Consider the following 18,677-nt stretch of genomic DNA (forward strand, 5'->3'; position numbering starts at 1 on the left):
CGAGCAATGGCAGCGAAAATCCGTCGTAATGACGAAGTTATCGTGCTGACCGGTAAAGATAAAGGTAAGCGCGGTAAAGTAAAAAATGTCCTGTCTTCTGGCAAGGTCATTGTTGAAGGTATCAACCTGGTGAAGAAACATCAGAAGCCGGTTCCGGCTTTGAACCAACCAGGCGGCATCGTTGAAAAAGAAGCTGCAATTCAGGTTTCTAACGTTGCTATCTTCAATGCGGCTACCGGCAAGGCTGACCGTGTAGGCTTTAGATTCGAAGACGGAAAGAAAGTCCGTTTCTTCAAGTCTAACAGCGAAACTATCAAGTAATTTGGAGTAGTACGATGGCGAAACTGCATGATTACTACAAAGACGAAGTAGTTAAAAAACTCATGACTGAGTTTGGCTACAATTCTGTCATGCAAGTCCCTCGGGTCGAGAAGATCACCCTGAACATGGGTGTTGGTGAAGCGATCGCTGACAAAAAGCTGCTGGATAACGCAGTAGCTGACCTGGCAGCAATCTCCGGTCAAAAACCGCTGGTCACCAAAGCACGCAAATCAGTTGCAGGCTTCAAAATCCGTCAGGGCTATCCGATCGGCTGTAAAGTAACTCTGCGTGGCGAACGCATGTGGGAGTTCTTTGAGCGTCTGGTCACTATTGCTGTACCGCGTATTCGTGACTTCCGTGGCCTGTCTGCGAAGTCTTTCGATGGTCGTGGTAACTATAGCATGGGCGTCCGTGAGCAGATCATCTTCCCAGAAATCGACTACGACAAAGTCGATCGCGTTCGTGGTTTGGATATTACCATTACCACTACTGCGAAATCTGATGATGAAGGCCGTGCTCTGCTGGCTGCTTTTGACTTCCCGTTCCGCAAGTAAGGTAGGGTTACTTAATGGCTAAGCAATCAATGAAAGCACGCGAAGTCAAGCGTGAGAAATTAGCAGACAAATTCTTCGCACAGCGCGTAGAACTGAAAGCGATCATTTCTGATGTGAACGCCTCCGACGAAGATCGTTGGAATGCTGTTCTCAAGCTGCAGAGTCTGCCGCGTGATTCCAGCCCGTCTCGTCAGCGTAACCGCTGCCGTCAAACAGGTCGTCCGCATGGTTTCCTGCGGAAGTTCGGGTTGAGCCGTATCAAGGTCCGTGAAGCCGCTATGCGCGGTGAGATCCCGGGTCTGAAAAAGGCTAGCTGGTAATTGTCACCAATTGAATCACGGGAGTAAAGACAGATGAGCATGCAAGATCCGATCGCGGATATGCTGACCCGTATCCGTAACGGTCAGGCCGCGAACAAAGTTGCGGTCACCATGCCTTCCTCCAAGCTGAAAGTGGCAATCGCCAACGTGCTGAAGGAAGAAGGTTATATTGAAGATTTCAAAATCGAAGGCGACACCAAGCCGGAACTGGAACTGACTCTTAAGTATTTCCAAGGTAAAGCTGTGGTAGAAAGCATTCAACGTGTTAGCCGTCCTGGTCTGCGCATCTATAAGAAAAAAGATGAGCTGCCGAAGGTAATGGCTGGACTGGGTATTGCTGTTATTTCTACCTCTAAAGGTGTTATGACTGATCGTGCAGCGCGCCAGGCTGGTCTTGGTGGCGAAATTATCTGCTACGTGGCTTAACGGAGGAATATAATGTCTCGTGTTGCTAAAGCACCTGTCGTTGTTCCTGCCGGCGTAGAGGTAAAACTCAACGGTCAGGAAATTTCGATTAAAGGTAAAAACGGCGAGCTGACTCGTACTATCAATAATGCTGTTGAAATTAAGCATGCTGACAACGCTCTGACTTTCGCTCCGCGCGAAGGTTTCGTTGACGGCTGGGCGCAGGCGGGTACTGCCCGTGCGCTGCTGAACGCAATGGTTATCGGTGTTACCGAAGGCTTCACTAAGAAGCTGCAGCTGGTTGGTGTAGGTTATCGTGCAGCCGTTAAAGGCGATGTCGTGAATCTTTCACTGGGTTTTTCTCACCCGGTTGAACACGCTCTGCCTGCGGGAATCACTGCAGAATGTCCGACTCAGACTGAAATCGTACTGAAAGGTGCAGATAAACAGCTGATCGGCCAGGTTGCGGCTGACTTGCGCGCCTACCGTCGTCCTGAGCCTTACAAAGGCAAGGGTGTTCGTTACGCCGACGAAGTCGTGCGTACCAAAGAGGCTAAGAAGAAGTAAGGTAACACTATGGATAAGAAATCTGCTCGTATCCGTCGTGCGACCCGCGCACGTCGCAAGATCAAAGAGCTGGGTGCTACTCGCCTGGTGGTACATCGTACCCCGCGTCATATTTACGCACAGGTCATCGCCCCGAACGGCTCTGAAGTTCTGGTTGCTGCTTCTACTGTAGAAAAAGCTATCTCTGAACAACTGAAGTACACCGGCAACAAAGACGCTGCTTCTGCGGTAGGTAAAGCTATTGCTGAGCGCGCGCTGGAAAAAGGCATCAAAGACGTTGCTTTCGACCGTTCCGGTTTCCAATATCATGGTCGCGTCCAGGCACTGGCAGAAGCTGCCCGTGAAGCTGGCCTTCAGTTCTAAGGTAGAGGTCTAAGATGGCACACATCGAGAAACAAGCTGGCGAACTGCAGGAAAAACTGATCGCGGTAAACCGTGTATCTAAAACTGTTAAAGGTGGCCGTATTTTCTCCTTCACCGCACTGACTGTAGTGGGTGATGGTAACGGTCGCGTAGGTTTTGGTTACGGTAAAGCGCGTGAAGTACCGGCAGCGATCCAGAAAGCGATGGAAAAAGCCCGTCGCAACATGATTAACGTCGCGCTGACTAACGGCACCCTGCAGCACCCTGTTAAAGGTGCGCACACAGGTTCCCGTGTGTTCATGCAACCGGCTTCTGAAGGTACCGGTATCATCGCCGGTGGTGCAATGCGCGCCGTCCTGGAAGTCGCTGGAGTTCATAACGTTCTGGCTAAAACCTATGGTTCCACCAACCCGATTAACGTGGTTCGTGCAACTATTGATGGCCTGGAAAATATGAAATCTCCGGAAATGGTCGCTGCCAAGCGTGGTAAATCCGTTGAAGACATTCTGGGGTAATTGACCATGGCAAAGACGATCAAAATTACACAAACCCGTAGTGCAATCGGCCGTTTGCCTAAGCATAAGGCAACGCTGCTTGGCCTGGGTCTGCGTCGCATTGGTCATACCGTTGAGCGTGAAGATACGCCTGCTGTACGCGGTATGGTTAACGCTGTTTCCTATATGGTTAAAGTGGAGGAGTAACAGATGCGCTTGAATACTCTGTCTCCGGCCGAAGGCTCAAAACAGGCGGGTAAACGCCTGGGTCGTGGTATCGGTTCTGGTCTCGGTAAAACCGGCGGCCGCGGTCACAAAGGTCAGAACTCTCGTTCTGGCGGTGGCGTACGTCGTGGTTTCGAAGGCGGTCAGATGCCTCTGTACCGTCGTCTGCCGAAATTCGGCTTCACTTCTCGCAAAGCGATGGTTACGGCGGAAATCCGTCTGTCCGAGCTGGCGAAAGTGGAAGGCGGTATCGTTGACCTGAATACGCTGAAAGCAGCAAACATCATCGGTACTCAGATTGAATTCGCGAAAGTGATTCTGTCTGGCGAAGTTTCTGCACCGGTTACGGTTCGCGGTCTGCGTGTCACTAAAGGCGCTCGTGCTGCAATCGAAGCTGCTGGCGGTACAATTGAGGAATAAGTAGCAGATGGCTAAGCAACCAGGATTAGATTTCCAAAGTGCCAAGGGTGGTTTCGGCGAACTGAAACGCAGACTTTTGTTTGTCATCGGTGCGCTGATTGTATTCCGCATTGGCTCTTTTATTCCGATCCCTGGTATCGATGCCACTGTACTTGCCAAACTGCTTGAACAACAGCGTGGCACCATCATTGAAATGTTTAACATGTTCTCTGGTGGTGCGTTAAGCCGTGCTTCTATCTTTGCTCTGGGTATTATGCCGTATATTTCGGCGTCAATTATTATCCAGCTGCTGACGGTGGTTCATCCCGCCCTGGCAGAAATAAAGAAAGAAGGGGAGGCTGGCCGTCGTAAGATTAGTCAGTACACCCGTTACGGCACTCTGGTGTTGGCTATTTTTCAGTCAATCGGTATTGCTACCGGTTTACCGAATATGCCTGGGATGCAGGGCCTGGTAATTAATCCAGGCTTTGCCTTCTACTTCACCGCTGTTGTGAGTCTGGTTACGGGAACCATGTTCCTGATGTGGCTGGGCGAGCAGATTACTGAACGCGGTATCGGTAACGGTATCTCGATCATAATCTTTGCTGGTATTGTTGCGGGGCTTCCGCCGGCCATTGGCCATACCATTGAGCAAGCGCGGCAAGGCGACCTGCACTTCCTTCTGTTGCTGTTGGTTGCAGTTCTCGTATTTGCAGTGACCTTCTTCGTTGTTTTCGTTGAGCGTGGTCAACGCCGCATTGTGGTGAACTATGCGAAACGTCAGCAAGGCCGTCGTGTCTATGCTGCACAGAGCACACATTTGCCGTTGAAGGTGAATATGGCAGGGGTTATCCCGGCAATTTTCGCCTCCAGCATTATCCTGTTCCCGGCTACCATAGCCTCATGGTTTGGTGGTGGCACAGGATGGAACTGGCTGACAACTATTTCAATGTATTTGCAGCCAGGACAGCCGCTTTATGTGCTACTCTATGCGACTGCAATCATCTTCTTCTGTTTCTTCTATACGGCATTGGTTTTCAATCCGCGCGAAACAGCAGATAACCTGAAGAAGTCTGGTGCATTTGTACCAGGAATTCGTCCGGGAGAGCAAACGGCGAAGTACATCGATAAAGTGATGACGCGTCTGACGCTAGTTGGTGCGCTCTACATTACTTTCATCTGCCTGATCCCGGAGTTCATGCGTGATGCGATGAAAGTACCGTTCTACTTCGGTGGGACCTCACTACTTATCGTCGTTGTTGTCATCATGGACTTTATGGCTCAAGTGCAAACTCTGATGATGTCCAGTCAGTACGAGTCTGCATTGAAGAAAGCAAACCTGAAAGGCTATAGCCGCTAATCAGGCGCTTGAGAAGTTACGGAGAGTAAAAATGAAAGTTCGTGCTTCCGTCAAGAAATTATGTCGTAACTGCAAAATCATCCGTCGCGACGGCGTCGTGCGTGTGATTTGCAGCGCCGAGCCTAAGCATAAACAGCGCCAGGGCTGATTTTCTCGCATATTTTTCTTGCAAAGTTGGGTTGAGCTGGCTAGATTAGCCAGCCAATCTTTTGTATGTCTGTGCGTTTCCATTTGAGTATCCTGAAAACGGGCTTTTCAGCATGGTGCGTACATATTAAATAGTAGGAGTGCATAGTGGCCCGTATAGCAGGCATTAACATTCCTGATCAGAAACATGCTGTAATCGCATTAACTTCGATTTACGGCGTCGGCAAGACTCGCTCCAAGGCCATCTGTGCTGCTGCGGGTATCGCTGAAGATGTTAAGATCAGTGAGCTGTCTGAAGAACAAATCGACACGCTGCGTGACGAAGTTGCCAAATTTGTCGTTGAAGGTGATCTGCGCCGTGAAGTGAGTATGAGCATCAAGCGTCTGATGGACCTTGGTTGCTATCGCGGTTTGCGTCATCGTCGTGGTCTGCCAGTGCGCGGTCAGCGTACCAAGACCAACGCCCGTACCCGTAAGGGTCCGCGCAAACCGATCAAGAAATAATCGGGGTGATTGAATAATGGCAAAGGCACCAGTCCGTGCACGTAAGCGTGTAAGAAAACAAGTCTCAGATGGCGTGGCTCATGTCCATGCTTCTTTTAACAACACCATCGTTACCATTACTGACCGTCAGGGTAACGCACTGGGTTGGGCAACTGCCGGTGGTTCCGGTTTCCGTGGTTCTCGTAAATCTACGCCGTTCGCAGCCCAGGTTGCTGCTGAGCGCTGCGCAGAGGCCGTGAAAGATTACGGTATCAAGAATCTGGAAGTTATGGTTAAGGGTCCGGGTCCGGGTCGCGAATCTACCATTCGTGCTCTGAACGCCGCAGGTTTCCGCATCACGAACATTACTGATGTGACTCCGATCCCTCACAACGGTTGTCGTCCGCCGAAAAAACGTCGCGTATAACGCCCGTTTTTAGGATAGTTGGAGAAAGAAAATGGCAAGATATTTGGGTCCTAAGCTCAAGCTGAGCCGTCGTGAGGGCACAGACTTATTCCTGAAGTCTGGCGTTCGCGCGATCGATTCCAAGTGTAAGATTGAACAAGCCCCTGGCCAGCACGGTGCGCGTAAACCGCGTCTGTCTGACTACGGCGGTCAGTTACGTGAAAAACAGAAAGTTCGTCGTATGTACGGCGTGCTGGAACGTCAGTTCCGTAACTATTACAAAGAAGCAGCACGTCTGAAAGGCAACACCGGTGCAAACCTGTTACAACTGCTGGAAGGTCGTCTGGACAACGTAGTTTATCGTATGGGCTTTGGCGCCACTCGTGCAGAAGCACGTCAGCTGGTTAGCCATAAATCCATCATGGTAAATGGTCGCGTTGTTAACATCGCTTCTTATCAGGTATCTCCGAATGACGTAGTCAGCATCCGCGAGAAAGCCAAAAAGCAGTCTCGCGTGAAAGCCGCTCTGGAGCTGGCTGAGCAGCGTGAAAAGCCAACCTGGCTGGAAGTTGATGCAACTAAGATGGAAGGTGTGTTCAAGCGTATTCCTGAACGTACCGATCTGTCTGCGGACATTAACGAACACCTGATCGTCGAGCTTTACTCCAAGTAAAGCTTAGTACCAAAGAGAGGACACAATGCAGGGTTCTGTGACAGAGTTTCTAAAACCGCGCCTGGTAGATATCGAGCAACTGAGTTCGACGCACGCCAAGGTGACCCTTGAGCCTTTAGAGCGTGGCTTTGGCCATACTCTTGGTAACGCACTGCGCCGTATTCTGCTGTCATCCATGCCGGGTTGCGCGGTGACCGAGGTTGAGATTGATGGTGTACTTCATGAGTACAGCACAAAAGAGGGCGTACAGGAAGATATCCTGGAAATCCTGCTTAACCTGAAAGGGCTGGCGGTAAGAGTTCAGGGTAAAGATGACGTCATCCTTACGCTGAATAAATCTGGCATTGGCCCTGTGACTGCAGCCGACATTACCCATGATGGTGATGTCGAAATCGTCAAGCCGCAGCACGTGATCTGCCATCTGACCGATGAAAACGCATCAATCAATATGCGTATCAAAATTCAGCGTGGTCGTGGTTATGTGCCGGCTTCTGCCCGAATTCATTCGGAAGAAGATGAGCGCCCAATCGGCCGTCTGTTAGTCGACGCCTGCTACAGCCCTGTAGACCGTATCGCCTACAATGTTGAAGCTGCGCGCGTAGAACAGCGTACCGACCTGGATAAGCTGGTCATCGAAATGGAAACCAACGGCACTATCGATCCTGAAGAGGCGATTCGTCGTGCGGCGACCATTCTGGCTGAACAACTGGAAGCTTTTGTTGACCTGCGTGATGTACGTCAGCCAGAAGTGAAAGAAGAGAAACCAGAATTCGATCCGATCCTGCTGCGCCCTGTTGACGATCTGGAATTGACTGTCCGCTCTGCTAACTGCCTTAAGGCAGAAGCTATCCACTACATCGGTGATCTGGTACAGCGTACTGAGGTTGAGCTACTTAAAACGCCTAACCTTGGTAAAAAATCTCTTACTGAGATTAAAGACGTGCTGGCCTCACGTGGTCTGTCTCTGGGCATGCGCCTGGAAAACTGGCCACCGGCAAGCATCGCTGATGAATAACCCGATCGCAGGTTAAGGTTTTACTGAGAAGGATAAGGTCATGCGCCATCGTAAGAGTGGTCGTCAACTGAACCGCAACAGCAGCCATCGTCAGGCTATGTTCCGCAACATGGCCGGCTCTTTGGTTCGTCATGAGATCATCAAGACGACCCTGCCGAAAGCGAAAGAGCTGCGTCGCGTAGTTGAGCCGCTGATTACTCTTGCCAAGACCGACAGCGTAGCTAATCGTCGTCTGGCATTCGCCCGTACTCGTGATAACGAGATCGTGGCAAAACTGTTTAACGAGCTGGGCCCGCGTTTCGCGAGCCGTGCCGGTGGTTACACTCGCATTCTGAAGTGTGGCTTCCGCGCTGGTGACAACGCTCCGATGGCTTACATCGAGCTGGTTGATCGTCCAGAAGCTCAAGCAGAAGCTGCAGCAGAGTAATCTGCTGTATGTTAAAGAAACCGGGCCTGGTGCCCGGTTTTTTTATACCCGCATTTTATCTCCGCTTTACCTCTTTCTATTCTGCGCTATCCTGAAACTCTGACATTTTGCGGAGCATACTATGTGGCTAATCGATCAGCTGGCTGAGCAACATATTCGTGAAGCACAGCAAAAAGGTGAACTGGAAGGCCTGGCTGGAGAAGGGGAGCCACTGGTACTTGACGATGACAGTCAGGTTCCTGCTGAGCTTCGTGCGGGCTATCGCCTGTTAAAAAACGCGGGTTATTTACCACCGGAACTGGAGATTCGCCGCGAAGCGCTGGAGCTTAACGACCTGTTAAAAAGCCTTGATCCCCTGGATATCGCGCACAGCGGCACCTTAAAACGCCTGCGTCTGCTGGAAATAAAACTCAGACAGGCAGGAATGAATACCGATTTTCTTTCCGGGCAATACCGCGATGCTATCGCCCAGCATTTTGTAGTTGAATAAAGTTCATCGTCCTGGATATTCTGACCGGTGGGAGGCTGCCCTCACGCCATAAAGCAATGTTAACTGCTCGTTCTGGAAAGCCTGGTATTAAGTGCAGTAAAAAATAGCGCGGTAAATCCGGTCCACCATTGATTTCAGTAAAAAACAGAGCTATATACATATCCGAATTTCACCAAAGGAGAGACCATGTCTGGTTACCAGCATAAGAAAGGTAAGATCAAAAATAATGCGATCGAGGCTTTACTGCACGATCCTCTGTTTAAAACGCGGATCGAAGTAAATGTAAAAGGTAAAGGCAGCTATCGACGTAAAGCGAAAAACAACAAATCCGGCTGGGAGGCCAGTGGTAAAGCAGACTTTACCACTGGCCTTTTGGTGAGTAAGAGTGCATCCGGCACCTTACTTCAGGCTACGGCCTTTGCTTCTTATCCAGGATAATTAGCAAACTTAGCCTTTATCGTTCTGCTGTTTCATCAAGTCACGAATTTCAGTTAATAAAGTCGCTTCCGCGCTCGGTTTGGCTGCCGGTTTTTCCACTTCTTTCTTCTTATGCAGTTTATTCATCAGTTTGATAGCGATGAAAATCGCAAATGCGATAATGACGAAATCAAAGATGTTTTGTAAGAAGATGCCATATTCCATTACCACCGGCGGCGTTTCGCCCTGAGCTGGTTTTAAAATCCATTTAAACTGCTTAAAATCTACTCCGCCGATCAATAACCCCAGCGGCGGCATAATGATGTTTGCAACCAATGATGAAACAATTTTGCCGAAGGCTGCGCCGATAATGACACCAACAGCCAGATCGACCACGTTGCCACGCATGGCGAAATCACGAAATTCTTTAAATAAACTCATAAACAGCTCCTTTCCATTGCCAAACCATAAAGTCTAACAAACGAAACAGGGTTTGCCATGGTCAATTAGCTAAGTGCTGAGGATCTACGCGGCGGGATGGGTAAGCAGCTTCCCTGCTGCTTAGCGGGTTTACAGGAAAAACGGGCTGGGTTGGAAAAGTCGTTCCACGTCCGGGACGAACTTTTTGTCGGTCAGGAACATAATGACATGGTCGCCTTGCTCAATGCGCAGGTTGTTATTGGCAATCATGACATCATCGCCGCGTACTACGGCACCGATGATAGTACCTGGAGGCAGTTTAATTTCTTCAACCAGGCGGCCAACCACGCGCGATGTCGTTTCGTCCCCGTGCGCGATAGCTTCAATCGCCTCGGCAACACCGCGACGCAATGATGAAACACTCACAATATCCGCCTTTCGTACATGGCTAAGCAGAGCTGAGATGGTGGCCTGCTGAGGCGAAATCGCGATATCAATCACGCTGCCCTGTACCAAATCGACATAGGCACGACGCTGGATAAGCACCATAACTTTTTTGGCGCCCATTTTTTTAGCCAGCATCGCTGACATGATGTTCGCTTCATCGTCGTTGGTTACGGCAATGAAAAGATCGACCTGATCGATATGTTCTTCAGCTAATAATTCTTGATCCGAAGCATCGCCATAAAAAACGATCGTATCCTGCAGCAGTTCCGCCAGTTCCGCAGCGCGCTGCTGATTACGTTCAATCAGTTTTACGCTGTAGTTTTTTTCCAGCCGCAGCGCCAGGCCATAGCCAATATTGCCGCCGCCAACGAGCATGATTCTTTTGTAAGGCTTTTCCAGTCGCTGCATCTCGCTCATTACCGCGCGGATATGCTGACTGGCCGCGATAAAGAAGACTTCATCGCCCGCTTCGACAATGGTTGAACCTTGCGGACGAATAGGGCGATCCTGGCGAAATATGGCCGCCACACGCGTATCTATGTGCGGCATATGTTCCCGCATAATCGATAACGGGTTACCAATCAGCGGGCCGCCATAATAAGCTTTCACTACCGCCAGGCTTACTTTGCCTTCAGCGAAATTGACCACCTGCAATGCGCCGGGATACTCGATCAAACGGTAAATATTATTGATTACCAGCTGTTCCGGCGAGATCAAGTGATCGATCGGCACGGCTTCCGGTATAAACAACTTTTCCGCATCGCGAATATAGTCGGCAGCACGAATACGGGCGATACGGTTGGGCGTGTTGAACAACGTATAAGCCACCTGACAGGCAACCATATTCGTCTCATCGGAACTGGTGACCGCAACCAACATGTCAGCATCCTGCGCACCGGCCTCACGCAAAATACGCGGATGAGAACCGTGCCCCTGCACAACGCGCAGATCGAACTTGTCCTGCAGCTGACGCAGGCGCGTAGCGTCTTTATCCACGACGGTAATATCGTTGTTTTCGCCTACGAGATTTTCCGCCAGCGTGCCGCCAACCTGGCCCGCCCCGAGAATGATTATTTTCATCGTTGTTTCAACTTATAGGTTGCCGCAGCGCATACTACGTTATCTTTTTATTAGCTTAGCGTAAAAGAAGCCATCCCCATCCTGCGGATGCGGGAAACACTGCAGGCCAATGGTTGCATCATCGCTAAGGGGAACATGTTCCGCATCCTGATGACGTTCCAGGAAGCTTTCAATTTGCAGGCTATTCTCTTCCGGCAGGATGGAACAGGTTGCATAAATCAGCGTGCCGCCGCTCTTCAGATAAGGCCAGATGGCATCCAGAATTTCACGCTGCAACGCCGCCAGTTCAGCAATATCACGGTCGCGTCGCAACCATTTGATATCAGGATGACGGCGAATGACGCCGGTAGCGGAGCAGGGCGCATCCAGTAAAATTCGGTCGAACGGGGTCTCATCACACCATTGCGCCGGAAAACGTCCATCACCCTGTTTAACCTCCGCCTGCATATTCAGCCGCTGCAGGTTTTCATAAACGCGCTTTAATCGCTGCGCATCAATATCAACGGCCATAACATGCGCCTCTGGCGCCGCTTCAAGAATATGCGTTGTTTTGCCGCCGGGTGCCGCGCACAGATCCAGAATTCGTTCGCCGTTCTGTGGCGTAAGCCAGGTGATGCAGCCCTGCGCTGATGCATCTTGTACCGTGACCCATCCCCGATCGAAGCCGGGTAGCAGGCCCACCGCTGAAGGCGTTTCTAACATCAACGCATCAGGGTAAATGGGATGAGGCGTGGCATCGTTGCCGCTTTCCTGCAATAACGTCAGCCACTGCTCACGGCTATGATGCTGGCGGTTAACGCGTAGCCACATTGGCGGTCGTTGATTATTCGCCTCAACAATTTGCTGCCATTGCTCTGGCCAGGCCTGCTGTAAGCGTTTCAGCAACCAGCCCGGGTGCAAAAAGCGCTGGGTAGAGTGCTCCAGCTGCGCCATTAAGTCAGGCTGCTGGCGCTGAAACTGGCGTAACACGCCATTGATTAAGCCTTTCATCTGCGGGCGTTTCAGAACGGTTGCGCCTTCAACCGTTTCAGCCAGCGCAGCGTGCGCCGGAATACGCGTATAAAGTAGCTGATAAACCCCCACCATTATCAGAAAGTGCAGAGAGCGCTGCTTACCGGTTAACGGGCGAGACATGAGCTGCTTAATCACGGCCTCAAGAAGCGGTAACGTACGCAACACGCCGAAACAGAGCTCCTGCAACAACGCGCTATCTTTATCCGAGAGATTTTTTTGTGCTGCTGGCAACAGGTTGCTCAGTGATTGCCCCTGTTCTACTACGCACTCAAGTGTTTGGGCCGCAAGGCTGCGAAGATTAACCGTTTTTTTCATATTTGAATCATCAATAAACTAAGCCCGGTATGATTACCGGGCTTTGAATCAGGCGAGGCGCATTCCTGGCGTAAACCATTCACGGCGTGAGTTCAGGATATCCTGAGCCGACATGGCTTTTTTTCCTGCGGGCTGCAAGGTTTGGATATTCAGAATGCCTTCAGCGGTCGCGACCTGAATACCGTTTTTATCAGCCTGCACCACTTCGCCAGGCTGATAGCCAGCCTGATGCGGCAGAACCGTGGCCTGCCATACCTTCACCGGCTGCTCTTCAACGTAAAAATAGCTAACAGGCCAGGGATTAAACGCACGAATACAGCGTTCAAGCTGAGCGGCCGAGAGAGACCAGTCGAGCTGGGCCTCCTTTTTACTTAGCTTTTCAGCATAGGTGGCGAGGGCATTATCCTGCGGCTGCGGCTGGAGGCTGCCCTGGCTTAAATGCGTAAGGGTTTCCAGCAAACCTTGCGGGCCTAACTCTGCCAGACGCGTATATAAGGTGGCGCTGGTATCTGCAGCGGTAATGGGGCATGCCAGCTTCAGCAACATCGCGCCGGTATCCAGACCCACATCCATTTGCATAATGGTCACGCCGGTTTCGCTGTCGCCAGCCCACAGTGAGCGCTGAATCGGCGCCGCGCCGCGCCAGCGCGGAAGCAGAGAACCATGAACATTAATACAGCCGAGGCGCGGCATATCCAATACTGCCTGCGGCAGAATCAAGCCATAAGCCACTACCACCATCACATCAGCCTGTAAATCGGCTACCAGCTGCTGACTTTCCGCAGGACGTAGCGATTTCGGCTGGAACACCGGCAGGCCATGCTGCTGCGCCAGCAGTTTAACCGGGCTTGACGTCAGTTTATTACCGCGTCCGGCAGGACGATCGGGCTGGGTAAAAACACCCACGATTTGATGCTTAGACGTAAGCAGCGCGTCAAGATGACGCGCTGCAAAGTCAGGGGTGCCGGCAAAAATGATTTTTAATGATTCGGACACGCTATTCCTTACTGTCAGGAGGCTCGGGTATTAAGGCGAGCCAGCTTTTCCAGTTTCTGGCGAATACGTTGACGTTTTAACGGGGAGAGGTAATCAATAAACAGCTTCCCGACCAGGTGATCCATCTCATGCTGAATACAAATTGCCAACAGGCCATCCGCTTCCAGCTCAAAAGATTTGCCCTCACGATCCAGCGCGCGGATTTTTACCCGCTCGGAACGAGGAACCAGCGCACGCTGTTCAGGAATAGAAAGGCAGCCCTCTTCAATACCCGTTTCACCGCTTTCTTCCAGCAGCTCAGGATTGATCAGCACCAAACGTTCATCACGGTTTTCTGAAACATCGATAACAATAATGCGCTGGTGGATATCTACCTGCGTTGCCGCCAGGCCAATACCTTCTTCCGCGTACATCGTTTCAAACATATCATCGACGATACGCTGGATTTCTGCATCCACTTTAGCGACAGGTTTCGCGACAATGCGAAGACGATCGTCGGGATAATGTAATACATGTAAAACTGACATAACTTTCCAGATCTGTATTCAGAGAAGTAACCATCGTTACCTCTTATTGTAGACATTTCACCTGCTGATTGACAGCATTGCGCACCAGGGAAAGCGGGTACTGGCGCACATCGACAGGGAAAGTGAGATGACTGCAAAAGAAGTATGGTTACGCCTGATGAACGTAAAAGGGCTGTGCGGCGATAAAATGTTAACGGCCGCAAAACAGCTAAGTCGCGGCGGCTATCACGATCCGCAAAACTATATTGCCGCAGGCCTTGATGCTACGCAGATTCAGGCATTTCAGTCGGTGCCCGAAAGCCGCCTTGCGCAGGCGCTGAGTTGGCTTGAACAGCCGGATCACCATTTACTCACCGCTGAAGATGCGCGGTTTCCGCCCTTATTGAAGAACGTTGCGCGCTATCCTGCGGCATTAATGGTGCATGGCGATCCGCAACTGCTCGCGACGCCGCAGCTGGCGGTAGTGGGTAGCCGCAACGCTTCCCATTACGGTCGACAATGGGGCGACTATTTTACCCAGGTTCTGGCCGCGAGCGGGCTGACCATTACCAGTGGCCTGGCGCGCGGAATTGATGGCGTGGCTCATCGGGCCGCCTTAACGGTAAAAGGCAAAACCATCGCCGTGCTGGGAAGCGGGTTAGAAAGGATTTACCCGGCGAATCATCACCGCCTGGCGCAAGAGATTGTTATGGCTGGTGGCGCGTTGGTATCCGAGTTTCCGCTTGATACCTCGCCGCTGGCCTGTAATTTTCCGCGACGCAATCGCATTATCAGCGGGCTTAGCCTTGGTGTGTTGGTCGTAGAGGCTTCCCTTAAAAGCGGCTCATTAGTGACGGCGCGTTATGCGCTGGAGCAAAATCGGGAAGTGTATGCGTTGCCCGGGCCGCTGGGGAGCGATGTCAGCGAAGGCACGCACTGGCTTATTCAGCAGGGGGCGTTATTAGTTGCTCACCCCAATAATATCCTTGAACAGATTAACAGCGACCTGCAGTGGTTAACGCTTTCAGCGCAGAATACAATTAATTCTTCAGACAATGCTGATGCTCCATTGCCATTTGCCGATGTGTTGGCTAACGTAGGAGATGAGGTTACACCTGTTGACGTCGTCGCTGAACGTGCCGGCCAACCTGTGCCAGCCATCATAGCTAAACTGCTTGAGCTGGAGTTAGCAGGATGGATCGCAGCTGTACCCGGCGGCTATGTCCGATTGAGGAGGGCATGCCATGTTCGACGTACTAATGTACTTGTTTGAAACTTATATCCACAGCGAAGCAGAGATGCGCGTTGACCAGGATAAACTGACTGATGATCTGGCAGATGCTGGCTTTCATCGTGACGATATCAATAATGCGTTGAACTGGTTGGAAAAATTAGCAGATTATCAGGACGGACTTGTCGCTCCGATACTGCTGACCACCGATCCGCTCTCGATGCGTATCTATACAGAGGAAGAAAGTCAGCGTCTTGATGCCAGCTGTCGCGGCTTCATTCTGTTCCTGGAGCAAATTCAGGTTTTAAACCTGGAAACGCGTGAGATGGTTATCGAACGGGTAATGGCCCTGGATACGTTTGAGTTTGATCTGGAAGATCTTAAATGGGTGGTGCTGATGGTGCTGTTTAATATTCCAGGATGTGAAAATGCCTATCAGCAGATGGAAGAGTTACTTTTCGACGTCAATGAAGGAATGTTGCACTGAGTTATTCCTCAGTGACCTAACACAATGAGTAAACCTGCACTTTTCACAGTGCGAAAACAAGAATCCTGCCCCACTTGTGGGGCAGATCTCGTTATTCGCTCCGGAAAGCATGGTCCTTTTCTTGGCTGTTCACATTATCCAGACTGTGATTATGTCCGTCCTCTGAAAAACCAGTCGGATGGGCATATCGTTAAAGTTCTGGAGGGTCAACAATGTCCGGTATGCCAGGCCGATCTGGTATTACGTCAGGGGCGTTATGGCATGTTTATCGGCTGTAGCCGCTATCCGGAATGTGAGCATACTGAAGTGATCGATCGCCCGGATGAAACTTCTATTGCTTGCCCACAGTGCCAGCAGGGTCATCTGGTGCAACGACGTTCACGTTTTGGTAAGACTTTTCATGCCTGCGATCGTTATCCTGATTGCCAGTTTGCAGTGAACTTCACGCCAAAAGAGGGAACATGCATATATTGTCATTTCCCCTTATTAATCGAAAAAAAGACGGCTCAGGGTTTGAAACGCTTTTGCGCCAGCAAAGCGTGCGGTAAACCCGTTGAGGCAGGAAACAGCAGTGAATAAAGAAATCATTCCCGGAACAGTTAGCTGGTGTGCTGAGCAGCTGCAACAGCAGGCGGTTATTGCGTATCCAACAGAGGCTGTATTTGGCCTGGGTTGCGATCCTGACAGTGAAAAGGCCGTTATGCAGCTACTGGCGTACAAGCAGCGTCCGGTTGAAAAAGGGCTGATTTTAATCGCCGCTGATTATCAGCAGCTTATGCCTTACATCGCCGATCACGAACTTTCGGTAACGCAGCGCGAAAAGATGTTTGCCTCCTGGCCCGGCCCCGTAACATGGGTGTTGCCGGCGTTGCCGCGTACGCCACGCTGGTTGACGGGACGTTTCGATACGTTGGCGGTGCGTGTCACCGACCATCCGGCAGTACAGGATCTATGCCGCCAGTTTGGTAAGCCGCTGGTTTCAACCAGCGCTAATCTGAGTGGCCAGCCTCCCTGCCGTAACGTTGCCGAGGTTCTGCAGCAGTTTGGTGAGCGCTTCCCTGTATTGCAGGGAGAAACCGGCGGTCGGTTAAATCCTTCTGAGATTCGCGATATTATCAGCGGCGATATTATTCGCCAGGGATGAGATATGAATAACTTCGTGGTTATAGGTAACCCGATTGCGCACAGCAAATCGCCCCTTATTCACCATGAATTTGCCCAACAAACCGGCATTGAGCATCGCTATGGGCGCCTGCTTGCGCCGCTGGATGGTTTTGCAGCAAGCCTACAGGGCTTTTTACAGCAGGGCGGCAAGGGAGCCAATATCACATTACCGTTTAAGCAACAGGCTTATGAACTGGCTGATGTGCTAACGGAACGAGCAGCTCTGGCTGGAGCCGTGAATACGGTGTACCAACGGCAGGACGGGCAGTTACTGGGCGATAATACTGACGGAATCGGCTTATTAAGCGATTTAGAAAGGTTATCTTTTGTTAAGCCGGGCGCTAATGTTCTGTTGATTGGCGCGGGCGGTGCCGCTCGCGGTGTGATTCTGCCTCTGCTTTCTTACGGTTGTTCGCTGACAATAACCAACCGTACCTCTGCGCGAGCTGAGGAGCTGGCCACTATGTTTGCCCATACCGGCGCAATTAAAGCGCTGGGTATGGCGGAGTTGACAGATAACAAGTTCGATTTGATCGTTAACGCCACTTCCAGTGGGGTTGACGGTGCCGTTCCGGAACTGCCTGCTTCGATCGTTGATCCGACTACGCGCTGCTACGATATGTTTTATCAGCAGGGAACGACGCCTTTCCTGAAATGGTGTCGGCAGTCAGGGGCAACAGCTACGGCAGATGGCTTAGGGATGTTGGTAGGGCAGGCGGCACACGCGTTCCTGCTCTGGCATGGCGTATTGCCGGACGTTGCGCCCGTGTTGAGCCGTTTGCAAGAGGAGCTGGTTTCGTGAATCAGGCGATACAGTTTCCCGACAGAGAGAACTGGGATGAAACGCGCCAGGCGGTCTGTTTTCCCGTAATGGTTAGCGGTTTTCAATTAACCTGCGCTATTACCAAAAACGCGCTTTGCCAGCGGTTCGGTGAAGGGGAACCGCTGACGGTATTCCGCGCTAACCGCTGGGATCTGGAAGATCTGGCGCAAGCGCTAATAGAAGCCCATAAAGAAGACGATCAGGGTTGGGTCTGGCTTTCCTGATCCAGGTAGTCATCTTTCCAGGTCACATAGTTGTTTGCAGAATAGCGTAACCCTTCAATTTCTTTTTCATTTAGCGGACGGATTTGCTTAACCGGGCTGCCAAGATAGAGGTAGCCTTTTTCGAGTCGCTTTCCGGGCGGCACCAGGCTACCTGCGCCAATCATAACGTCATCTTCTACTATTACGCCGTCTAAAAGAATCGAACCCATACCAACCAGCACCCGGTTGCCAATAGTACAGCCATGCAACATCGCTTTATGACCAACCGTTACCTCCTCGCCAATAATCAGAGGGAAGCCTTCAGGCCGTGCGGCTGATTTATGCGTTACGTGCAAAACGCTGCCATCCTGAATATTGCTGCGCTTACCGATCACCACTTTATTCACATCCCCCCGTATCGCCACTAAGGGCCAGATACTGACATCATCTTCCAGAGTAACATCGCCAACGACTACGCTGGTGGCATCAACCATCACACGCTCGCCTGTACGAGGGAAAAATTGCTTATAAGAACGTAAAGCAGTAGCCATGATCTTGCTCCTTTAAGGTGAAGGCTTGCAGCGTAACGAATAACTGATGAAAGTATCGTTGATATTGTGCGGCAATTTTAAGCCGATCGCATAAGATCGCAGCGAAAAGAATGAAAAGTCAGCAACCGGTAAAAAAGATCGAAAAAAGGCTTGTGCAATAAATTCGGATCCCTATAATGCGCCTCCATCGACACGGCACAACGGCTTACGCCACGCGGTGTTGAGCGGTTCACTGAGGTGAATCGCCGGAGAAAAACTTCTGAAAAAGAGGTTGACTCTGAAAGAGAGTAGCGTAATATACGCCACCTCGCGGCAACGGCAACAAACGCCGGTCGCACCGCTCTTTAACAATTTATCAGACAATCTGTGTGGGC

At 51.0% G+C, this 18,677-nt stretch carries 30 protein-coding genes; 24 read left to right on the top strand and 6 right to left on the bottom strand.

Features of this window, described 5'->3' with window-relative positions:
* Positions 1–6: 6 nt before the first annotated feature.
* The 18 genes from rplX (at position 7) to J2X14_RS12560 (ending at position 9,087) form a co-directional block, all read left to right on the top strand.
* Positions 7–321, top strand: coding sequence for a 50S ribosomal protein L24 (gene rplX, locus J2X14_RS12475; protein ID WP_038629761.1), 315 nt, complete (start codon positions 7–9; stop codon positions 319–321).
* A gap of 14 nt (positions 322–335) precedes the next feature.
* A complete protein-coding gene (gene rplE / locus J2X14_RS12480; protein ID WP_038629762.1) occupies positions 336–875 on the top strand; it encodes a 50S ribosomal protein L5 in 540 nt (179 codons plus the stop codon).
* A 14-nt stretch (positions 876–889) separates the two neighbouring features.
* Positions 890–1,195, top strand: a complete 306-nt coding sequence (rpsN, locus tag J2X14_RS12485; protein WP_352411524.1) for a 30S ribosomal protein S14 — start codon at positions 890–892, stop codon at positions 1,193–1,195.
* A gap of 33 nt (positions 1,196–1,228) precedes the next feature.
* Positions 1,229–1,621, top strand: coding sequence for a 30S ribosomal protein S8 (rpsH, locus tag J2X14_RS12490; RefSeq protein ID WP_352411525.1), 393 nt, complete (start codon positions 1,229–1,231; stop codon positions 1,619–1,621).
* 12 nt (positions 1,622–1,633) lie between these two features.
* The gene (gene rplF, locus J2X14_RS12495; protein WP_352411526.1) at positions 1,634–2,167 is read left to right on the top strand and encodes a 50S ribosomal protein L6; all 534 of its coding nucleotides are present in this window, start codon (positions 1,634–1,636) and stop codon (positions 2,165–2,167) included.
* 9 nt (positions 2,168–2,176) lie between these two features.
* The gene (gene rplR, locus J2X14_RS12500; RefSeq protein WP_038629765.1) at positions 2,177–2,530 is read left to right on the top strand and encodes a 50S ribosomal protein L18; all 354 of its coding nucleotides are present in this window, start codon (positions 2,177–2,179) and stop codon (positions 2,528–2,530) included.
* A gap of 14 nt (positions 2,531–2,544) precedes the next feature.
* Positions 2,545–3,045, top strand: coding sequence for a 30S ribosomal protein S5 (rpsE, locus tag J2X14_RS12505; RefSeq protein ID WP_085068460.1), 501 nt, complete (start codon positions 2,545–2,547; stop codon positions 3,043–3,045).
* 6 nt (positions 3,046–3,051) lie between these two features.
* Positions 3,052–3,231: a 50S ribosomal protein L30 gene (gene rpmD, locus J2X14_RS12510; RefSeq protein WP_004846568.1), complete on the top strand. Its 180-nt coding sequence runs from the start codon at positions 3,052–3,054 to the stop codon at positions 3,229–3,231.
* Positions 3,232–3,234: 3 nt separating this feature from the next.
* Entirely contained in the window at positions 3,235–3,669 is a 435-nt protein-coding gene (gene rplO / locus J2X14_RS12515; protein ID WP_249893129.1) for a 50S ribosomal protein L15, read from the top strand.
* 7 nt (positions 3,670–3,676) lie between these two features.
* The gene (gene secY, locus J2X14_RS12520; protein ID WP_085068456.1) at positions 3,677–5,008 is read left to right on the top strand and encodes a preprotein translocase subunit SecY; all 1,332 of its coding nucleotides are present in this window, start codon (positions 3,677–3,679) and stop codon (positions 5,006–5,008) included.
* Between the two features lie 31 nt (positions 5,009–5,039).
* Positions 5,040–5,156: a 50S ribosomal protein L36 gene (gene rpmJ / locus J2X14_RS12525; protein WP_004160566.1), complete on the top strand. Its 117-nt coding sequence runs from the start codon at positions 5,040–5,042 to the stop codon at positions 5,154–5,156.
* A 146-nt stretch (positions 5,157–5,302) separates the two neighbouring features.
* Entirely contained in the window at positions 5,303–5,659 is a 357-nt protein-coding gene (gene rpsM, locus J2X14_RS12530; protein ID WP_008457189.1) for a 30S ribosomal protein S13, read from the top strand.
* Positions 5,660–5,675: 16 nt separating this feature from the next.
* On the top strand, positions 5,676–6,065 hold the full coding sequence (gene rpsK / locus J2X14_RS12535; RefSeq protein ID WP_004160563.1) for a 30S ribosomal protein S11: 390 nt from the start codon (positions 5,676–5,678) through the stop codon (positions 6,063–6,065).
* 31 nt (positions 6,066–6,096) lie between these two features.
* Entirely contained in the window at positions 6,097–6,717 is a 621-nt protein-coding gene (rpsD, locus tag J2X14_RS12540) for a 30S ribosomal protein S4 (protein ID WP_352411527.1), read from the top strand.
* Positions 6,718–6,742: 25 nt separating this feature from the next.
* Entirely contained in the window at positions 6,743–7,732 is a 990-nt protein-coding gene (locus J2X14_RS12545) for a DNA-directed RNA polymerase subunit alpha (protein ID WP_352411528.1), read from the top strand.
* A gap of 40 nt (positions 7,733–7,772) precedes the next feature.
* On the top strand, positions 7,773–8,159 hold the full coding sequence (gene rplQ / locus J2X14_RS12550; protein ID WP_003850180.1) for a 50S ribosomal protein L17: 387 nt from the start codon (positions 7,773–7,775) through the stop codon (positions 8,157–8,159).
* A gap of 121 nt (positions 8,160–8,280) precedes the next feature.
* Positions 8,281–8,649, top strand: a complete 369-nt coding sequence (locus J2X14_RS12555) for a DnaJ family domain-containing protein (RefSeq protein WP_352411529.1) — start codon at positions 8,281–8,283, stop codon at positions 8,647–8,649.
* A 186-nt stretch (positions 8,650–8,835) separates the two neighbouring features.
* Complete coding sequence (locus J2X14_RS12560) at positions 8,836–9,087, top strand: alternative ribosome-rescue factor A (protein ID WP_352411530.1); 252 nt, start codon at positions 8,836–8,838, stop codon at positions 9,085–9,087.
* Positions 9,088–9,096: 9 nt separating this feature from the next.
* Here the strand turns inward: J2X14_RS12560 and mscL are convergent, their stop codons facing one another.
* From mscL to def, 5 genes are all read right to left on the bottom strand, one after another.
* Positions 9,097–9,507, bottom strand: coding sequence for a large-conductance mechanosensitive channel protein MscL (gene mscL, locus J2X14_RS12565; protein WP_352411531.1), 411 nt, complete (start codon positions 9,505–9,507; stop codon positions 9,097–9,099).
* 129 nt (positions 9,508–9,636) lie between these two features.
* Positions 9,637–11,013: a Trk system potassium transporter TrkA gene (trkA, locus tag J2X14_RS12570; protein ID WP_352411532.1), complete on the bottom strand. Its 1,377-nt coding sequence runs from the start codon at positions 11,011–11,013 to the stop codon at positions 9,637–9,639.
* 39 nt (positions 11,014–11,052) lie between these two features.
* Positions 11,053–12,342, bottom strand: coding sequence for a 16S rRNA (cytosine(967)-C(5))-methyltransferase RsmB (rsmB, locus tag J2X14_RS12575; protein WP_352411533.1), 1,290 nt, complete (start codon positions 12,340–12,342; stop codon positions 11,053–11,055).
* A gap of 48 nt (positions 12,343–12,390) precedes the next feature.
* Positions 12,391–13,338 (bottom strand): methionyl-tRNA formyltransferase, encoded by a 948-nt coding sequence (fmt, locus tag J2X14_RS12580; RefSeq protein ID WP_352411534.1) that lies wholly within the window; start codon positions 13,336–13,338, stop codon positions 12,391–12,393.
* A gap of 14 nt (positions 13,339–13,352) precedes the next feature.
* The gene (gene def / locus J2X14_RS12585; RefSeq protein WP_352411535.1) at positions 13,353–13,865 is read right to left on the bottom strand and encodes a peptide deformylase; all 513 of its coding nucleotides are present in this window, start codon (positions 13,863–13,865) and stop codon (positions 13,353–13,355) included.
* Between the two features lie 127 nt (positions 13,866–13,992).
* On the opposite strand from def, the gene dprA reads away from it, so the two are divergent.
* The 6 genes from dprA to J2X14_RS12615 are packed head-to-tail and all read left to right on the top strand — an operon-like array spanning position 13,993 to position 17,773.
* On the top strand, positions 13,993–15,117 hold the full coding sequence (dprA, locus tag J2X14_RS12590) for a DNA-protecting protein DprA (RefSeq protein ID WP_352411536.1): 1,125 nt from the start codon (positions 13,993–13,995) through the stop codon (positions 15,115–15,117).
* Complete coding sequence (smg, locus tag J2X14_RS12595) at positions 15,089–15,562, top strand: DUF494 family protein Smg (protein ID WP_103061387.1); 474 nt, start codon at positions 15,089–15,091, stop codon at positions 15,560–15,562. The genes dprA and smg overlap by 29 nt, the downstream gene beginning before the upstream one ends.
* Before the next feature lie 24 nt (positions 15,563–15,586).
* Entirely contained in the window at positions 15,587–16,141 is a 555-nt protein-coding gene (locus J2X14_RS12600; RefSeq protein WP_352411537.1) for a DNA topoisomerase family protein, read from the top strand.
* The gene (gene tsaC / locus J2X14_RS12605; protein ID WP_352411538.1) at positions 16,134–16,706 is read left to right on the top strand and encodes an L-threonylcarbamoyladenylate synthase type 1 TsaC; all 573 of its coding nucleotides are present in this window, start codon (positions 16,134–16,136) and stop codon (positions 16,704–16,706) included. Before J2X14_RS12600 ends, tsaC begins: the two co-directional genes overlap by 8 nt.
* Before the next feature lie 3 nt (positions 16,707–16,709).
* Complete coding sequence (gene aroE, locus J2X14_RS12610) at positions 16,710–17,528, top strand: shikimate dehydrogenase (RefSeq protein WP_352411539.1); 819 nt, start codon at positions 16,710–16,712, stop codon at positions 17,526–17,528.
* A complete protein-coding gene (locus J2X14_RS12615) occupies positions 17,525–17,773 on the top strand; it encodes a DUF1488 family protein (RefSeq protein WP_352411540.1) in 249 nt (82 codons plus the stop codon). Before aroE ends, J2X14_RS12615 begins: the two co-directional genes overlap by 4 nt.
* Here J2X14_RS12615 and J2X14_RS12620 read toward each other — a convergent pair.
* Complete coding sequence (locus J2X14_RS12620; RefSeq protein ID WP_352411541.1) at positions 17,749–18,303, bottom strand: gamma carbonic anhydrase family protein; 555 nt, start codon at positions 18,301–18,303, stop codon at positions 17,749–17,751. The genes J2X14_RS12615 and J2X14_RS12620 overlap by 25 nt on opposite strands.
* Positions 18,304–18,677 lie beyond the last annotated feature (374 nt).

The organism is Mixta sp. BE291 (genome assembly GCF_031457955.1).
Lineage (GTDB): Bacteria > Pseudomonadota > Gammaproteobacteria > Enterobacterales > Enterobacteriaceae > Mixta.

What these genes read in the sequence shown, in the direction of transcription:
- rplQ (WP_003850180.1), top strand. Translation starts at nt 7,773, where the DNA reads ATGCGCCATCGTAAGAGTGGTCGTCAACTGAACCGCAACAGCAGCCAT.
- rpmD (WP_004846568.1), top strand. Translation starts at nt 3,052, where the DNA reads ATGGCAAAGACGATCAAAATTACACAAACCCGTAGTGCAATCGGCCGT.
- dprA (WP_352411536.1), top strand. Translation starts at nt 13,993, where the DNA reads ATGACTGCAAAAGAAGTATGGTTACGCCTGATGAACGTAAAAGGGCTG.
- aroE (WP_352411539.1), top strand. Translation starts at nt 16,710, where the DNA reads ATGAATAACTTCGTGGTTATAGGTAACCCGATTGCGCACAGCAAATCG.
- J2X14_RS12620 (WP_352411541.1), bottom strand. Translation starts at nt 18,303, where the DNA reads ATGGCTACTGCTTTACGTTCTTATAAGCAATTTTTCCCTCGTACAGGC.
- rpmJ (WP_004160566.1), top strand. Translation starts at nt 5,040, where the DNA reads ATGAAAGTTCGTGCTTCCGTCAAGAAATTATGTCGTAACTGCAAAATC.
- rpsK (WP_004160563.1), top strand. Translation starts at nt 5,676, where the DNA reads ATGGCAAAGGCACCAGTCCGTGCACGTAAGCGTGTAAGAAAACAAGTC.
- J2X14_RS12545 (WP_352411528.1), top strand. Translation starts at nt 6,743, where the DNA reads ATGCAGGGTTCTGTGACAGAGTTTCTAAAACCGCGCCTGGTAGATATC.
- rplX (WP_038629761.1), top strand. Translation starts at nt 7, where the DNA reads ATGGCAGCGAAAATCCGTCGTAATGACGAAGTTATCGTGCTGACCGGT.
- rpsE (WP_085068460.1), top strand. Translation starts at nt 2,545, where the DNA reads ATGGCACACATCGAGAAACAAGCTGGCGAACTGCAGGAAAAACTGATC.
- J2X14_RS12600 (WP_352411537.1), top strand. Translation starts at nt 15,587, where the DNA reads ATGAGTAAACCTGCACTTTTCACAGTGCGAAAACAAGAATCCTGCCCC.
- rpsH (WP_352411525.1), top strand. Translation starts at nt 1,229, where the DNA reads ATGAGCATGCAAGATCCGATCGCGGATATGCTGACCCGTATCCGTAAC.
- mscL (WP_352411531.1), bottom strand. Translation starts at nt 9,507, where the DNA reads ATGAGTTTATTTAAAGAATTTCGTGATTTCGCCATGCGTGGCAACGTG.
- rplF (WP_352411526.1), top strand. Translation starts at nt 1,634, where the DNA reads ATGTCTCGTGTTGCTAAAGCACCTGTCGTTGTTCCTGCCGGCGTAGAG.
- rpsD (WP_352411527.1), top strand. Translation starts at nt 6,097, where the DNA reads ATGGCAAGATATTTGGGTCCTAAGCTCAAGCTGAGCCGTCGTGAGGGC.
- rplE (WP_038629762.1), top strand. Translation starts at nt 336, where the DNA reads ATGGCGAAACTGCATGATTACTACAAAGACGAAGTAGTTAAAAAACTC.
- rplR (WP_038629765.1), top strand. Translation starts at nt 2,177, where the DNA reads ATGGATAAGAAATCTGCTCGTATCCGTCGTGCGACCCGCGCACGTCGC.
- def (WP_352411535.1), bottom strand. Translation starts at nt 13,865, where the DNA reads ATGTCAGTTTTACATGTATTACATTATCCCGACGATCGTCTTCGCATT.
- secY (WP_085068456.1), top strand. Translation starts at nt 3,677, where the DNA reads ATGGCTAAGCAACCAGGATTAGATTTCCAAAGTGCCAAGGGTGGTTTC.
- rpsN (WP_352411524.1), top strand. Translation starts at nt 890, where the DNA reads ATGGCTAAGCAATCAATGAAAGCACGCGAAGTCAAGCGTGAGAAATTA.
- J2X14_RS12555 (WP_352411529.1), top strand. Translation starts at nt 8,281, where the DNA reads ATGTGGCTAATCGATCAGCTGGCTGAGCAACATATTCGTGAAGCACAG.
- trkA (WP_352411532.1), bottom strand. Translation starts at nt 11,013, where the DNA reads ATGAAAATAATCATTCTCGGGGCGGGCCAGGTTGGCGGCACGCTGGCG.
- rsmB (WP_352411533.1), bottom strand. Translation starts at nt 12,342, where the DNA reads ATGAAAAAAACGGTTAATCTTCGCAGCCTTGCGGCCCAAACACTTGAG.
- smg (WP_103061387.1), top strand. Translation starts at nt 15,089, where the DNA reads ATGTTCGACGTACTAATGTACTTGTTTGAAACTTATATCCACAGCGAA.
- rplO (WP_249893129.1), top strand. Translation starts at nt 3,235, where the DNA reads ATGCGCTTGAATACTCTGTCTCCGGCCGAAGGCTCAAAACAGGCGGGT.
- J2X14_RS12560 (WP_352411530.1), top strand. Translation starts at nt 8,836, where the DNA reads ATGTCTGGTTACCAGCATAAGAAAGGTAAGATCAAAAATAATGCGATC.